The following is a 16365-nucleotide window of genomic DNA, read 5'->3' as shown; positions in this document are numbered from 1 at the left end:
CCCGTTTTCGTTCCATCCGTCCGCTGCCTCCTACCAAACTTAGTGGAATCCATTATACCATGATCGAGATCAAGAGAATACGCAGGTGAAATTGAGATGAAGGGGGCGAGTAAGGTATAGTTTTGATAAAAGAGCAGCTAAGGCTGGAGAAAAGGGAGAGGACGGCACGTGATCACTCGTCGGCGGTACGAAAATTTGGACGGCAGCGAAAACCGCAAAAAGCTGGCCGATCTGCGCCAATGGCGCAAGGAGCGCAAAGCGAAAATCAAAGACCTGTCTTACCGCGTGCCGCAGGCCGAACAGCGGCAGCTCGGTTACTTGCGCAGCAACCGGACGCAGACGACCGCGACTTGGATCGGGCACTCGACGTTTTTGGTGCAGATGGGGGGCAAAAACCTCATCACCGACCCGGTATGGGCGGACCGGATGGGGCTGGAGAAGCGCCTTGCGCCGCCCGGCTTGCGGCTGGAGGAGCTGCCGCCGATCGATGCGGTGCTGCTGTCGCACAGTCATTACGACCACATGCACCTGCCGACGCTGCGGCAGCTTGCCCGGGCCAACGCCGGAATGCAGCTGTTTGTCCCGGCCGGGCTGGGAGCCAAGCTGCGCTCCTGCGGGTTCGCGCACGTGACCGAAGCCAGCTGGTGGGAAGAATTCCGCTTCGGTTCGCTGGAGCTGCATTTTGTTCCGGCGCAGCATTGGACTCGCCGCACGTTGTTCGATATGAACACGTCGCATTGGGGCGGCTGGATTGTTCGGCCGACGAACCACGGCGGGGAGCGGCTCGCGATTTATTTTGCCGGGGACAGCGGCTATTTCCCGGGCTTCAAGCTGATCGGCGACCGCTTCCCGATCAAGTGGGCGCTGATGCCGATCGGCGCCTACGAGCCGGAATGGTTTATGTCCCAGCAGCACGTGAGCCCCGAACAGGCGGTTCAGGCGTTCCTCGACTGCGGGGCCGAGCTGTTCGTACCGATGCATTACGGCGCGTTCCGCCTCGCGGACGACACGCCGCGCGAGGCGCTCGACCGGCTGCTCGCGGAATGGGCGCGGCGGCAGCTAGAGCCGGAGTCGCTGCGTGTGCTGCATCACGGGGAGACGCTGCGGCATTAGCCGAGTGGCGGCGGGAGGCGCTTTGCTGTCCTGAGGTTCAAGGCGCAGGCCGACACCCGGGAAAGGGAAGCCGCCCCGCCGCCCACCCCGCGTCAACGCCGAAATGAAAACGCATTCTTGACTTCGAGAGGCGTTGCCCGTTATGTTGGAGGTAGAAACGCGACCGAGGTGCAGCCATGCTCAACTATTTTATGAACCCGAAAAACGCCTTTTACCGCAAAAGTCTCGTTTTCGTCCTGCTGGTCGCCAGCGTGCCGACCGCGCTTCTGGCGTTCCTGACCTATTACGTCGGTGTCCGGCAAATCGAGCAGGAAGTGAACCGGACACATGAGGTCCGTCTGGAGCAGACGGTGCTCCGAATGAACGACCAATTGAGCCAGCTCGAAAAGATGGTGACGATGTGGAAGTACAACCCGATGCTGCAGCCTCCGCTCGGCGATATGACGCTGGAATCGTTCCAGCAGGAGATTGTGTTCACGCAGAAGCTGGCCCGGACGCTGCTGGTCATGAGCAACTCCAGCCCCCTAATCCGCGAAGTGCGCCTGTTCCTGCCCGATTCGTCCTTGTACGTCTCGGCGCTGAACAGTAAAGTGGCGATACCGATCGACAATCCGGAAGAAAATGAATTTTTCCGTTCGTTATTTCTGAAAGAAATGGAGCAGTACTGGACCTTTTCCCAAGGGTCGTTGGCGCTTGTGCAGACGATTCCGGACAGTTCTCCCTTCGGGTATCTGCTCGTCCAGTTCAATGCGGCCGAGATGAACCGGCTGCTGCAAATGGACGGGGAGCTGCAGGGAGCGGCTTTTCTGCTGAAGTCGAACGGGGATTGGCTCGATGTGAACGTGACCAAGGAACCGGACAAGCACCGGTTCGAGTATTTTCTCCGCGACGAAGTGGTGAAGGAGTCGGCTCAGGCGAAGTCGGGCTCGTTTTTCCGGGAGTGGAACGGGGAGAAATACGCCGTTTCGTTCGGTACGCTGGAGAAGCACGGCTGGCAGTACGTCTCCGCCACGCCGGTTTCCAAGCTGACGCAGCCGGTTGTCAACACCTCCCGGGCGCTTCTGGCGATGGGAGGACTCGGGATCGCCGTCGCGGCCTTGATGTCGTGGATCGCTTCGCGAAGACTGGTCCGGCCGATTGCCCGGGTGGTTCAGCTGTTCCGGTCGGACAAGCACGGCTTGGGCGATTTGAAGGGGCAGGACGAGCTGGAGCTTATCGAACGGCATTGGCTTCACTTGAACAGCCAGAGCAAGCAACTGCACGAACGGGTCGAGCAGCATCTGCTTACGCTCAGGGAATTATTCTTGTTTCAGCTCATGAACGACCACTTGTCCCATCTGAACGAGGAGGAGCTGCGGCACCGGATGGAGCAGTACGGGTGGGAGCCCGGCGGCAGGACGTTCATACTCATCAATGTCCGGCTGCTCGGCTTCTCCAAATTGCAGGGCCGGTTCGGCGAAGGCGACGAGCAGCTCGTGACGTTTGCCGCGGCCAATGTGATCGGGGAGCTGGCGGAAAAGCGGTTCGAGCAGTTCGGTGTCGTGAACGAGCAGGAGCTGTCCGTCAGTCTGCTGCTGCTCGTGCCGAAGGATGAGGACATGGGCGACATACGGAAGCAGCTGCATGCGTTCAGCGAAGAGCTGATTCACTCGCTGCATGCGATACTGCATATGAACCTGTTGATCGGTTTGGCCAAGGATACGGAGCTGCTGTCCGAGCTGCCGCGGGTATATGAACAGGTCGTCCGCTCGTTCGGCTACCGGAATTTAAACGAAATGAATCAGATTCTGGATTTGGAAAGCTTGGTGGTCCATGATGCCCCGATTCTGTATCCCTTCTCCGCGGAGAAGGAGCTGATCCGCCATATGCGTTCCGGCGACCGGGAAGCGGTGACGGGCGCGCTGGAGACGTTTATGAAGGAGCTGACGGAGCACGGTCAGACCGAGATGCAGGTCCGGCAGGGCATGAATCAGCTGCTCGGAACGCTGCTGCATCATATGCTGCTGTCGGGGCTTAGCCCGCAGCTCCTCTACCCGAATGTCGACTTGTACGAGCAATTGAACCGTCTGCGCGAGCCCGACGAGATGGCTACTTGGTTTCACGCCAAGCTAAGCGCTTACATGAGCGCTTTGTCGAACACGCTGAACGATACGCAGGACCGGCTGATGCAGGAAACGGTCGAGAAAGTGAAACAGTCTTTGACGGAGGAGTACGCGCTTGATATTTCGCTGGAGACGTATTGCGACCGGTACGGCATCAGCTTGTCCAAGCTCAGCGCCGGGTTCAAGGAGACGACCGGCGTCAATTTTATCGATTATTTGACCAAGCTGCGTCTGGATAAGTCCAAGGAGCTGCTGCTTTATTCGAACGAAAAAGTGAATGACATCGCCTATCGTGTCGGCTACCAGCCATCGTATTACTACCGCGTGTTCAAAAAGCACGAAGGAGTGACGCCGACCCGGTACCGCGAAATGTTCCGGAGCGATACCCGCGAAGCTTAACCGCTTTGCGGGTTTTTTGCGCTAATTCGGCGGGATGTGCACTATTTTGCGGCCGACTGCACTTTTTTTCGGGCGAAAAAGTCCACCTACGCAAAAGTTTACTGTTGCAACGGCTTTCGCAGAGCGGATATAGTCGAGCTACAGCATCAGACAAGCGAAGGAGGTTCGGACATGGAGCATGCGGTGCCGGACAAGCGGCTGTCCGTCAGGAAAGCGTCTTTATTCAGAAAGCAGGCGTTTCGAAAGCACCTCTGGTTTTATATGCTGGCGGCCCCGGGCATTGCGTACTTTATCATTTTTCATTATGTGCCGATGTGGGGCGTGCTGCTGGCGTTTCAGGATTACAGCCCGTACAAGGGCGTGCTGGGCAGCGAGTGGGTAGGGTTCGAGCATTTCCGGCAATTTTTCTCGGAGCCGACCTTCTTTCAACTATTAAAAAACACGCTGCTGCTCAGCTTTTACAACTTGATTTTTTTCTTTCCCTTTACGATCGTATTATCTCTTCTGCTCAACGAGGTCCGGTTCAGCTTGTACAAACGGCTCGTGCAGACGGTCGTCTATCTTCCGCACTTCGTATCCTGGGTCATCATCGTCGGCATTACGTTCATCTTTTTCGGGCCGTCGGGGGTGATCAACCACTACTTGGGGCAATGGGTTGATCAGAACGTTCCGTTCCTGATGAGCAGCGAATGGTTCCGTCCCTTAATTGTCTTGCAGCAAATATGGAAGGATGCCGGGTGGGGCACGATCATTTTTATGGCAGCGCTTGCAGGAATTAACCCCGAGCAATATGAAGCGGCGACGGTGGACGGCGCAAACCGCTGGCACCGGATCTGGCACATTACGCTTCCGGGCATTCGAAGCACGATCATTGTGCTGCTGATTCTGCGGCTCGGCTCGATCCTGGACTCGAACTTCATGCAGGTGTTCCTGATGTGGAACAATTTCAACGATGACGTATCGAACGTATTCGATCTGTATGTGTACAAAGTGGGGCTGCAGCGGTTCGAGTTCAGCTTCAGCATCGCCGTCGGCCTGTTCAATTCGGTCGTCGGACTCATTCTGATGCTGACGGCGAACTTCGTGTCCAAGCTGTTTAAAGAAGAAGGCCTATTCTAGGAGGGGAACCATGGGACTGAGGCTGCGGCGCATTTCCGTCTTTGATGCCGTCAATATGTTGTTGCTGCTCGTGCTGTGCTTGGCTGTCGTGATCCCGTTCTGGTACATGCTGACCGTCTCGCTCAGTCCGGTGAGCGAATCGCTCGGCGGCCGGTTTTATTTGATCCCGGAGCAGCTGAATTTCGAGGCGTACCGGTACTTGTTCTCGACCGACCGTTTCGTGCGGAGCATCGGGAATACGGTCTACATTACGGTGGTCGGGACCGCCGTTAACCTGCTGGTGTCGATTACGCTGGCTTACGCACTGTCCAAAAAAACGCTGCCCGGCCGCAAGCTGATGCTGCTGATGATGCTCTTCACGATGGTGTTCAGCGGCGGGCTCATTCCAAAATATTTGCTGATTAAGTCAATTGGGCTGCTGGACAGCTATTGGGCCTTGATTTTGCCGGGCGCGACGAATGCTTTTACCGTGCTGGTTATGAAGACGTTTTTTCAAAGCTTGCCGGAAAGCCTGGACGAAGCCGCCCGCATCGACGGGGCGGGAGAACCGCGCATCCTGCTCTCCGTGGTCATTCCGCTGTCGATGCCGATCATCGCTACCTTTTCGCTGTTTTTTATGGTCGGGCACTGGAACGAATTTTTCGGGGCGATCATTTATTTGAGCGACAACGCCAAATGGCCGATTCAAGTGCTGCTGCGCCTGATGGTCATCGCGGGTGAAGCCAACATCGCTTCCGAGAACAATCTGGATTTCGAGCTGGCCAGCAAGGTCGGCGACAATGTGAAGATGGCGGCCATTATCGTAGCGATGATTCCGATCGTCGTCGTCTATCCTTTCCTGCAGAAGCATTTTGCCAAAGGAGCCATGCTCGGCTCGATTAAAGAGTAATCGGAGGAGGGATTTCGTCCGACCGGTTCGAGCTTGCTATACAGCTGTACTTATTTCAAGACGATGAGAGGGGTTTTCAACGATGAAAACGAAACAATGGCTCGCAGGGACATGCGTCACCATTCTGGCTCTGGGCAGCGTCGTCGGCTGTGCTTCCGGGAGCGGAACGAAAGAAGCGGGCAAGCCCGCAGCGGGTTCGAACGAACCGACGACGATCAAGGCGCTCGCAGTGCTGTCCGCCGGGGAGCCGCCCGTGCTTGAGAACAGCCAGGCGCTCAAGGAGATCGAAAAGAAAGCCAACGTCAAGCTGAATCTCGAATTCGTGCCGGGCGACGTGTATCCGGATAAAGTGAACATTGCCATCGCCTCGGGAAGCCAGTACGATCTCATTCTGCTGACAGACGGCAAGGACGAGAAGTACACGAAGCTCGTCAAGCAGGGAGCGTTCCACAACTTGACGGCGCTGGTGAAGGACATGCCGAATCTGCAAAAGATTCCTCAATACACATGGGACAACACGACGGTGAAAAATGAGATTTTCGGCATTCCGAGACCGCGCAGCACGCACGGCGGAGGCAATGCGAACTTCTTCCTCCGCAAGGATTGGCTGGACAAGTACAATTTGCCTATGCCCAAAACGGTAGACGAGCTGACGAACGTACTCAAGGTGTTCAAGGAGAAAGATCCGGCCGGGGGAGGCAAGACAGTCCCGATGATCGCAGGTCCGTTCACGACGCCGTGGTTCGGATCGGTTAACCCGGTCGCTTTTGCCTTCGGCCTTCCGTACTCGTACAAAATCGAAGGCGACAAGCCGGTGGCTTATTTCCAAACGCCGGAATACAAGGCTTATCTAGACTGGCTTCGCATGGCGTACACCTCCGGGCTGATCGATAAGGACGCCCCTGTGCTCAAGACCGGGCAGGTGAAGGACAAGTTCAAGTCCGGCGTCGCCGGCATGATGGTCGACAACGTCAGCATGATGAACGAGAACAATCTGGCGGTAATGCGAAAGACCGATCCGAAAGCGGAGCTTGTTGGAGTGCCATATCTGGAGGGACCGGGCGGCAAGAAGGGCGTGCAGATGATCGAAGGCTATTACGGCATCTGGGTCGTTCCGACGAGCGTGGCGAAGGATAAAGTGAAGAAAATCGTCGAGTTCCTCAATTGGACCGCTTCCGATGAAGGAACGGAGATGGCGAAGGCGGGCATATCGGGCGTGCACTATACCAAGTACGACAAAGAGTCCGGCGCCGTGGAACGCAACGAGGAACAGAAGAAGCTGTATGACAAAGAAAAACCGATGCTGCTTGTGCTGCAGAACGCTTACGACAAATATATTTATGCGGATTCCCAGGTTCCCGAGATCAAGAAGGCGCAAAAAGCGGTCCTGGACGGCTTCGATCAGGTCGGCGTGCCGAACCCGTTCATCGCCTTCGTCTCCGAAACGGCCAGCAAAAATCCGGATCATCAGAAAAAGCTCTCGGCCGCTGCGGTCAACTATGTGATGGGCACCGGCAATTGGGAAGCCGTGCAGGCGGAAATCGAGGCTTGGAGCAAAGGCTTGGGCGCGCAGATCATGAAAGAGTACATGGACCAATACAACGAAAGCAAGAAGAAATAAGCAAGCCCGCCGCCTGCTGCGGTATAGGCGTAAGTCAAGCCGGGGACGGATGCTCTCCGACCTCCGGCTTGCCGCTTTTAAAAACGCGTTCGAGGAGGGAGACCGATGGATGGAATAGGGACGCCGGCATGGACGCAGCGCCTTCGAACCCGGATGCGGGATTGCAATTGGGTGAAGCGGGGCGTGGAGCAGTGGAAGGCGCGGTTAAGCGCTCAAGTGAACCGGCCTCCGGACATTCCGCTGCTGGGCGGGGGCTGGAGCCACCGCTATATCTGCCCCGATGACGGCGCTGCGCTTGTGCGCGTGGACCGGCATCATCACGAATGCCCATGCTGCCTCCGCATCTGGAGCGGGTCCCCGTGGGATGAAGCGGCTGTGGCCGAGGAGCATAACCGCTTCGCGCAGGACGCCCGGCTGGCCGCTGTGGTGTACGCGGCGTCGGGCGAGGCCGTATACGCGCAGTGGGCGAAAAGCGTGCTGATGTTTTACGCCCGGCATTACGACCGTTTCCCGCTCCACGATATTTTCGGCAAGGTTGGCGGGGAGGCCGGCAGGTACGGGGCGAAAGTCCAAAACCAGACGCTGTCCGAAGCCAGCTGGATTTATCCGCTAGCCCAAGCGTGCACGATCTTGCGCCATGCTTCTATGCTGAGCGCGGGGGAGCTGGACGAAGTGGAGGAACATTTGTTCCGTCCGGTAATCCGGGTCATCGACCGGAATCCGCGGGACCGCTCCAACTGGCAGACGTATCACAATGCGGCGCTGGCGGCGATTGCCGAAGCGCTCGGCGACGTGGGGCTGCTGAAGCGGGCGCTGGATAACGAAGCGAACGGATTCCATTTCCAGATGGAAAGCGGCGTCGGCGAAGACGGGTTCTGGTTCGAAGGCGCATGGAGCTACCATTTCTACACGCTTGAAGCGCAGGCGGTGATCGCTTGGGCCGCCATGGGGTTCGGCGAGAAGCTGTACGAGCATCCGAGGCTGCAAGCGATGTTTGCTATCCCGCTGAAGGCGATGCTGCCAGACGGTACGTTTCCCGCCCTTCACGACTCCAAGGTCGTCGATATTCGTTCTTACGCGCATTTGTATGAATGGGCGTATGCGTTTTACGGCATCGGAGAAGAGATTGTTCGGAGCAGCGACCGCGGTTCTTTGTACGGCGTGTTGTTCGGAGCGCCATTGTCGGAGGTGATGCCTTCGGGGGACGGGGGCGCCGAGGGAGCGGATGCAGCAAGCGAGGCCGCTGCGATTACGGTATTGAGCAAGCCCGGGATGGTCAGCGTGACGTACGGTGCAGACGAGGAGGCGCAGTCGCTTCTCGTCGATTACGGAGAGCATGGCGATTGGCATGGACATTATGACAAGCTGAATCTGCTGTATTACGCAAGGGGCCGCAGTTGGCTGGCCGACGCAGGCATGGTTCCGTACGGGCACGAGATGCACAAGGCTTGGTACGTGCACACTGTGGCGCACAACACGGTAGCGGTCAACGGCCGCTCCCAGCAGGAGGCCTGCGGCCGGCTGCGCAAGGCGGTGAGCGAGGCCGGCATCATCCGGATCGAGGCCGAAGCGGAGGACGCTTACGAAGGCGTCCGGCTGGACCGGCGGCTGACACTGGCCGGCGGGCTGCTGGTGGACGTATTCCGGGTAACGGCCGACGAGCCTTCGACTGTGGACTGGGTGATGCATACGCAGGGGAATCCGGTCGAAGCGCCGCCCGTTCGGTATACTGCTGTTTCGTCGGAGGCGCTGTCGGATACGGACGGCTACCCGCATTTGCGGCAGGTGAGGCGTTTGGAAGGACAACAAGACGATTGGATGCTTGAATGGAGCTGGAACGGAGAAGGCGGGGAAGACGAGCGGCTGCAGGTTTACGGCTTGGCCGAGCCGCGGGGCGTCAGCGTCTATTTGGCCGAATCGCCGTTCATGCCCCCCGTTCAAGTGCGCAGCGCCTGCATTCGCAGGGTGCCGTCGTGCACCCGGGCGTCGTTTGTTACCGTCTTCCGGGCTTGCCGGAAAGGCGATGCCCCGCTCTCGCTCCGGCTGATCGGCGATCCGTCGGACAGCGAGGGTCTATTGCTCGAAGTGAGGGACGGAGAGCAGGGCGAGGCGATGCTGTGGACCGTATGAGCCGGTTTTAAGTTGGAAACGGAAACGCAAGAAGAATGAGGGAGGCTGTCATGAAACAAGTCGTCGACGAAGGGCTTAAAGCCCGGCATCGCTACGCGGAACCGCCTGCGGCGCAGCGGGACGATTGGGAGCGCGCCGTACAATACGTACTGGCGCAAATCGACCGCAATCTGGAGACGTTCGCGCTGCAATTTCCGTCGCCTGCAAGCGAGGGGAATGTGTACAAGCCGATCGGCAATACCGAGTGGACGTCCTCCTTTTGGACGGGAATGCTGTGGCTGGCCTACGAGATGACCGGTCACGACCGTTACCGCCGGGCAGCGGAAGCGCAGCTCGACAGCTACCGGGAACGGGTCGAGCGAAGAATCGCAACGGAGACGCACGACCTCGGCTTCTTGTACTCGCTGTCCTGCGTAGCGGCCTATAAATTGACCGGAAACGAGCAGGCCAAAGACACGGCGCTTCAAGCCGCCGATTTGCTGATCGGACGTTATTTTGAGAAGGCGGGCATCATTCAGGCCTGGGGCAATTTAAACCAACCGAACCAGCGCGGGCGGATGATTATCGATTGCCTTATGAATTTGCCCTTGCTGTACTGGGCAACGGAGACAACGGGCAATCCGGAATACCGCCGGATCGCCATCCATCATGCCACACAAGCGGCGGCACATATCATCCGCGAGGATGCTTCAAGCTATCATACGTTCTACATGGACGTGGATACGGGACAGCCGAGATACGGCAAGACGTCGCAAGGCTTCTCCGACGATTCGTGCTGGTCGCGCGGGCAGGCCTGGGCCATTTACGGTTTTCCGCTCAGCTATAACTATACGCGAGATAAGTCATATCTTTCTATCGCGCAAAAGACGGCCAACTACTATTTAAACCGGCAGCCCGACGATTCGGTGTGTTATTGGGATCTGATCTTTACGGACGGGCCGGAGGAGCGGGACAGCTCGGCGGCGGCCATTGCCGCTTGCGGCTTGCTCGAATTAGCCAAGCATCTGCCATTGTCTAACGAATACAAGCGGGCCTACGAGAATGCCGCTCTGGGAATGCTGGATTCGCTGGCACGGCGGTATACGACGGCCGGGGTTCCGCATTCGAACGGCATCCTGCTTCATGCGGTCTACGGCAAGCCTCTGGGCAACGGGATCGACGAATGCTGCATCTGGGGCGACTATTACTATTTCGAAGGGCTTGTCCGGGTATTGAAAGACTGGAAACTATATTGGTAGAAGCGAGAGGTAGATGCGCGATGACGGTGACAAGCGGTGAGGACAAAATCAAATGGTGGAAAGACGCCAAATTCGGCATGTTTATCCACTGGGGCTTGTATGCGGCTCTGGGCCGGGGCGAGTGGGTCATGTACGAATTGAACATTCCGGTTCGCGATTACGAGCGGCTCGCGGAGACGTTCAATCCCGTTCGCTTCAACGCCAAGACATGGGTAGGGCTGGCCAAAGCGGCAGGCATGAAATATATCGTCATCACGGCGAAGCATCATGACGGGTTCGCCATGTTCCGTTCGCAGGCGGAGCCGTTCAACATTGCAGAAGCTACGCCGTTCGGACGCGACCCGATGCGGGAGCTGGCCGAGGAATGCCGCGAGCAGGGCATTGTGCTGTGCTTCTACTATTCCCACGTCATTGACTGGCATCATCCGCATGCCGTGCACAACAAGTATAACAACGTGTGGGACTATGATACGGACTCGAAGCATTTTCCGACGTATTGGAACGGGCTGGCCAAGCCTCAAATCCGTGAGCTGCTTACGCAGTACGGACCTGTCGGTCTGCTCTGGTTCGATACGGCGGGCGGGCTGTCAAAAGAGGATAGCGAGGAGCTCGTGGAGCTTGTGCGAAGCCTCCAGCCGGACTGCCTGATCAACAGCCGGGTCAGTCATTACCCGGGCATGGGGGATTACCAGTCGAAGGGCGACAATGAAATTCCGATGTACGGCGAAGACTCCCGCGCATGGGAAACGCCGATGACGTTGAACCAATCGTGGGGCTTCAGCACGAAGGACCAGGTCTGGAAGCAGCCGGAAGCCATCATCCGGAAGCTGGTTCATATTGTAAGCAAGGGCGGCAACCTTTTGCTCAACGTTGGTCCGGACGCCGGAGGGCTTATCCCGGATTTGTCCGCCGAAAGGCTGCGTGAGGTGGGCGCTTGGCTGAGCGTTCATGGGGAAGCGGTGTACGGCGCGGGGGCCAGTCCTTTTCCGTACGAGATGGAATGGGGCTCCGTTACCTTGAAGCCCGGCCGCGTCTACCTGCATCTGACAAGCGACGACTGGCGGAAAGAACTGCGCTTGTACGGGCTCAAAAACAAAATCAAACAAGCTTATGTGCTAAGCGATGCAAGCCGAACGCCGCTTGTGACCGCACAAAGCTATGATGCCGGAATGGATCACCACACGCTGGCGATCAGACTGCCGGACGAGCCGGCCAATGATGGCATGACGGTCATCGCCGTTGACATCGAAGGAGAGCTTTCCGTCGATACGCGTTTGAGCCAGCAGCCGTCCGGTCATGTGAAGCTCGAATGGGCCAACGGCCGTATCGATGCGGAAGCGAAAACGGTAGAGTGGAGCTTTCAAATCGTCGCTCCAGGCACCTTCGATCTTGAGCTTGTATGCTTTCAGAAGGAAGGCGCTTCATGGGAAGAGGCGTTTCGGGAAGGCGTCGAAGCGGCTTCCGGGAACCAGCGGATCATGGCGCAGCCGGAGCCGGATCAGGTGATCAAAAATTCCACGGCCTGCCAGCATCCGTACAGCGAAGTCCATTCGCATCTGGGAACGATCGTCTTCGACCGGCCGGGCACGTGCTCGCTTTCGCTTCGATCTGCGCTGATCCGCCCCAAATCCGGATTCACGGAAATATGGCAGGCCGATCCGGTGAAGCTGCGGGCCGTGAAGCTGGTCAAGCGGCAGTAGCCTGTCCGCCATGAAAAAGCTGTTTTTATTGAAGGCATGCCATTGGAGGCTCATACATGAAACCACTTACTGCGATATTGGTTGGCGCCGGCGCGAGAGGAGCGCACAGCTACGCGCCCTACGCACTGGATTATCCGCACGAGCTGAAGTTCGTGGCGGTGGCCGAATCGAATCCGCTGCGAAGAGAAAAGTTTGCGCAAGCGCACGGACTTCCCTCTGAGCGATGCTATGCTTCATGGGAACAACTGCTGGAGGAGCCGCGGCTGGCGGATATTGCGATCATCTGCACGCAGGACCGGATGCATTACAAACCGACGCTGCGGGCTTTGGCGGGCAAATATCATGTACTTTTGGAAAAGCCGATGTCGCCGAGTCCCAAGGAATGCGTCGAAATGGAGCAGGCGGCACGGGAGAACGACCGGCTGCTAACCATCTGCCATGTGCTGAGGTATACGCCGTTCTGGTCGGCGATGAAGCGTCTGATCCGTGAAGGGCGCATTGGCGAGGTGGTATCCGTCCAGTTGAACGAAAATGTCGGCTACTGGCATATGGCCCACAGCTTCGTGCGAGGCAATTGGCGCAATCGCGAGGCGTCCAGCCCGATGATTTTGGCCAAGTCGTGCCACGACATGGATATTTTGTCCTGGCTCGTCGACAAGCCTTGCGTGCGCGTAAGCTCGTTCGGCTCGCTTATGCACTTTCATGCCGCCCATGCTCCCGAAGGGGCGACCGATTATTGCATCGACGGCTGTCCGGCAGAGCCGACTTGTCCTTACTCGGCGCCGAGATTTTATTTGGGCGAAGGCAAAAGCTGGGCCAGGCATTTCACGGAGGAGCTGACGCGGGGAAATATTGTGCGCGGGCTGAAGGAAACGAACTACGGCCGCTGTGTGTACAAATGCGACAACGATGTCGTCGATCATCAGGTGGTCAATATGGAATTCGAGGGCGGAGCCACTGCGATATTCAGCATGAGCGGCTTCACGCGGCATCAGGAGCGGATTGTGCAGATCATGGGGACAAGAGGAGAGCTGCGCGGAAGCGAAGGCCGGATCACGCTGCTGGATTTTTTGACGCATGAGGAAACGGTGATCGCCATTCCGGAACAAACGAGCGGTCATGGCGGGGGCGATAGCGGAATTATGCGCAGCTTCCTTCACGAAGTGTGCCATTACGGCGGGGGAGAAAGCCTGACGTCGGCCTCTGCATCCGTCAGGAGCCATCTCATGGCGTTCGCGGCGGAGGAGTCGAGGCTCCGTCAAGGTCAATCGATTGAGCTTGACGCCTACTACAAGCAATGGATTCGATCGTAAGTTTTGTTCGATCTTAGGTGGCAAAAGGCCAAGCCTCTGGCGGTTATCCGTTGGCTTGGCCTTTTGTCGTTCATGCATTCTCGTTGCGTCGGGCCATCTGCTGCCAGACCGATCCGACAGCCGCTTGGCCGCCCTCGATACGTTCCAGCGCCATGCGCACCTGCATCCGCACTTCAAACTCCGGGTCGTCCTGAGCCGCTCGCAGGGCTTGAATCGCTTCTTCATCGCCTACTTCATAAAGGAAGCGGGCTGCCCGCCAGCGCACCAGCTTATTGGAGTCCTGCAAAGCTCCAATCATCGCGTCCTGTGCGGCGGGATCCCCGATATCCGACAGCGTGTCCCCTGCAGTCCGGCGGACGGAGGAGGAAGAATCCCGCAAAGCACGATACAGGTAGGGAAGCACATGCGGCTCTTTCAAATCTCCCAAATAGACAGTAGCCAAACGCCGAACCGTCGAACGTTCGTCCTCCAGACCTTTGAGCAGCAGCGGCAGCGTTTCCTCGGAAGGCTTGATCTGCTCCAGCGCCGCATAGCGCTGCTTCCAATCGGGGTCTTGCAGCCTTCGCTCGGTTTCTTCATAGCTCAGCGTCGTACGGCCGGAAGCCGCCAGCTCCTTTACGTCACCTTGAGCCGGGCCCTGCTCGGCTTGGACGATCAGCCGTTCGAGTTGCTCGTCGCTATAGGCGGCGTCCAGCTCTTGAACGACTTCGTCCAAGACGTCCTGAAGCTCGCCGTAGCGCGTATCCCAATCGTCCAAGGAACGCTCTTTGATCAGGTTCGGCGCAGCTGCCGCCCCGCGGATGGCAGCGTCGCTAAACCGTTGGGGCAGGGCGGCCCGCCGTTCTTCCGCGCCGTTCGTTACCCGGACCTGCAGCGGAATGCCGCGAAAATGCTGCAGAAGCACCTTGACTTCGCCGAATGTCGCATCGGTTGTTTCCGCCGGGCTGTCCGGGGAAGCGGGCTTTTGTACGGCTGCATCCGCCTGGTTTTGCGCTGCGCCGGAAGGAGCGACGCCCATGATGTCCCGGACTTCAGCGAGAATGTGCTGCCAGTCTCCTTTTGCTGTCCGATCCAGGGCGATAAAATCCGCTGCGCGGTACAAGCTTTTGACGCCATCGATGGCGAGCAGCTGCCGAAGCTGAGGATCTGCCAGTTGGCCGGCTTGCTCGCGGTTGAACGTTTCGCGAACGTCTTTTGGCAAGGAAGTATCCAAATTGATTTTCATGGTATTCGGGCTGGGCGTCGGTTCGATCGAGAGAATAGGCATGGTCATACCTCCTGTCTGCCTGGTTGTTGGGATGTTTGATGCTTTTCGTACGGGTCGCGCTTTATGGCTGTGCCGCGAGGTAACGTTCTTGGATGACTCGAACGTGATGAAGGTCGTGACCCGCAATAATATAAGCTAGTGCCCGCACGGATGTATTACAGCCGGCCGCTGTTCCTTGACGCAGCCAGACTTCCGGAGACAAGCCCGCAAGCAAGGCCAGCGTCGCCTGCCGGACTGCCGTCAGCTCTTCTAGCAAAAACGTCAAAGACAAAGCGTCGAAATTTGCGCCGGAGACGTACAAATGCTCGTCCATGGAAGGGAACGGGGTCTGATCGCCACGTGCGATGCACAGCAAGCGGTAGCTTAAGACCCGCTCGGTATCCGTGACGTGACCGAGCACTTCTTTCAGACTCCATTTGCCTTCGGCATAACGGAAGAGAGCCTGGTCCTCGGTTAGCGAGTCGAGCAGCTCGGTCGTTGCTTTCAGTTGGGTGCGCAGCAGTTCCTGAATATCCCCATCGGGAACCTGTGCAATATATTCTTGATAGTGCGCTCCATATTCAGTCGTTTCTGGCCGGTTCATCGTTCGGCTTCTCTCCTCCGGGTTGAATAAAAAGGACCGACGCTCTCGAAAGAGCAGGCCGGTCTCTTGTCAGCATTAGCTTGGGTGTAACTCTTAATCCAGGTCAAGCAGATTGCGGTGCAGGTAGTTGTCATCCAACGCTTTGGTCAGATCAAAGACGGTGTGTGCCAGATCCAAATTTTCGAACGTGTGCTCACAGGAGTCTTTATACGCCATTTCTTCCTCGTAATGCGACATATAGCGGTTGATCAACTCGGGGGAATCCCCGCGCTCCACCTCGCGGCGCTTGACCGTTTCCCGGTCGGCGTAGATGAAGATTCGCACGGCTCGATCGCCGTAAAGGGACTTCAGGGTCTCGGCGCCTTGACGGTTCAAAATCAAGTAGACGGCCCCGTGCTTTTGGACCATGTCGGCTACGTCGGATTCTTTGACCCCGTACCGGTTCCCGTCCAATTCGATCACTTCGATGAACTCCCGGTTTGATTCGGCTTCCTCAAATTGCTTCCGAGTGACGAAATGGTAATCTTGCCCGTCGACCTCCGAAGAGCGGGGAGGGCGGGTCGTGTACGAAATTACCTGTTTGATGCCGAGCGTGCTGCCGGACATCTGAGCGACGGTTCGGCGACCGGCTCCATTCGGACCCGTGAATACAAAAATGAGTTCCTTGTCTTTCAGTTCGTACATAGAAACCCTCCTTTATTTGGGAAGTGCAGTTCCTTGCCGAGTGCTATCCTTTATTTTACATGGTTTCTCAGACGAGGTAAAGATGCTCTTTGAAAGCGTTTCAGCGCTTCCGCTGCCTGCCGTTGCCGCCTCCGCCTCTGCGCCCACGCGCTGCGCCTGCCGCCGCGTCTGCGCCTCTGCGCCCGCGTGCCGCGCCTGCGTTCGCGT

General features: G+C 57.7%; 12 protein-coding genes. 9 read left to right on the top strand and 3 right to left on the bottom strand.

Annotated features, from left to right (window positions below; translation table 11 throughout):
- The first annotated feature begins 168 nt into the window (after positions 1–168).
- The 9 genes from QJ48_RS28920 (at position 169) to QJ48_RS28880 (ending at position 13624) form a co-directional block, all read left to right on the top strand.
- Complete coding sequence (locus QJ48_RS28920) at positions 169–1113, top strand: MBL fold metallo-hydrolase (RefSeq protein ID WP_082420722.1); 945 nt, start codon at positions 169–171, stop codon at positions 1111–1113.
- A 176-nt stretch (positions 1114–1289) separates the two neighbouring features.
- Positions 1290–3614, top strand: a complete 2325-nt coding sequence (locus tag QJ48_RS28915; RefSeq protein ID WP_054976839.1) for an AraC family transcriptional regulator — start codon at positions 1290–1292, stop codon at positions 3612–3614.
- A gap of 171 nt (positions 3615–3785) precedes the next feature.
- Complete coding sequence (locus tag QJ48_RS28910; protein ID WP_054976838.1) at positions 3786–4733, top strand: sugar ABC transporter permease; 948 nt, start codon at positions 3786–3788, stop codon at positions 4731–4733.
- 10 nt (positions 4734–4743) lie between these two features.
- Positions 4744–5622 (top strand): carbohydrate ABC transporter permease, encoded by an 879-nt coding sequence (locus tag QJ48_RS28905; RefSeq protein WP_036683427.1) that lies wholly within the window; start codon positions 4744–4746, stop codon positions 5620–5622.
- A gap of 82 nt (positions 5623–5704) precedes the next feature.
- Positions 5705–7243: an extracellular solute-binding protein gene (locus QJ48_RS28900; protein WP_054976837.1), complete on the top strand. Its 1539-nt coding sequence runs from the start codon at positions 5705–5707 to the stop codon at positions 7241–7243.
- A 105-nt stretch (positions 7244–7348) separates the two neighbouring features.
- Positions 7349–9373, top strand: coding sequence for a heparinase II/III family protein (locus QJ48_RS28895; protein WP_054976836.1), 2025 nt, complete (start codon positions 7349–7351; stop codon positions 9371–9373).
- A 50-nt stretch (positions 9374–9423) separates the two neighbouring features.
- On the top strand, positions 9424–10611 hold the full coding sequence (locus QJ48_RS28890) for a glycoside hydrolase family 88 protein (protein WP_054976835.1): 1188 nt from the start codon (positions 9424–9426) through the stop codon (positions 10609–10611).
- A 20-nt stretch (positions 10612–10631) separates the two neighbouring features.
- The gene (locus QJ48_RS28885) at positions 10632–12311 is read left to right on the top strand and encodes an alpha-L-fucosidase (protein ID WP_054976834.1); all 1680 of its coding nucleotides are present in this window, start codon (positions 10632–10634) and stop codon (positions 12309–12311) included.
- 56 nt (positions 12312–12367) lie between these two features.
- On the top strand, positions 12368–13624 hold the full coding sequence (locus QJ48_RS28880; RefSeq protein WP_054976833.1) for a Gfo/Idh/MocA family protein: 1257 nt from the start codon (positions 12368–12370) through the stop codon (positions 13622–13624).
- 70 nt (positions 13625–13694) lie between these two features.
- Here QJ48_RS28880 and QJ48_RS28875 read toward each other — a convergent pair whose 3' ends face one another.
- From QJ48_RS28875 to QJ48_RS28865, 3 genes are all read right to left on the bottom strand, one after another.
- Positions 13695–14891: a virulence factor gene (locus QJ48_RS28875; protein WP_054976832.1), complete on the bottom strand. Its 1197-nt coding sequence runs from the start codon at positions 14889–14891 to the stop codon at positions 13695–13697.
- Between the two features lie 61 nt (positions 14892–14952).
- Positions 14953–15474 (bottom strand): DinB family protein, encoded by a 522-nt coding sequence (locus tag QJ48_RS28870; RefSeq protein WP_054976831.1) that lies wholly within the window; start codon positions 15472–15474, stop codon positions 14953–14955.
- Between the two features lie 93 nt (positions 15475–15567).
- Positions 15568–16158, bottom strand: coding sequence for a guanylate kinase (locus tag QJ48_RS28865; protein WP_054976830.1), 591 nt, complete (start codon positions 16156–16158; stop codon positions 15568–15570).
- Positions 16159–16365 lie beyond the last annotated feature (207 nt).

Origin of the sequence: Paenibacillus sp. A3, from assembly GCF_001399685.1 — a bacterium.
Classification (GTDB): domain Bacteria; phylum Bacillota; class Bacilli; order Paenibacillales; family NBRC-103111; genus Paenibacillus_G.
The sequence above is the reverse complement of the archived record's forward strand: the minus strand, read 5'-3'. Positions and strand labels throughout refer to the sequence as shown.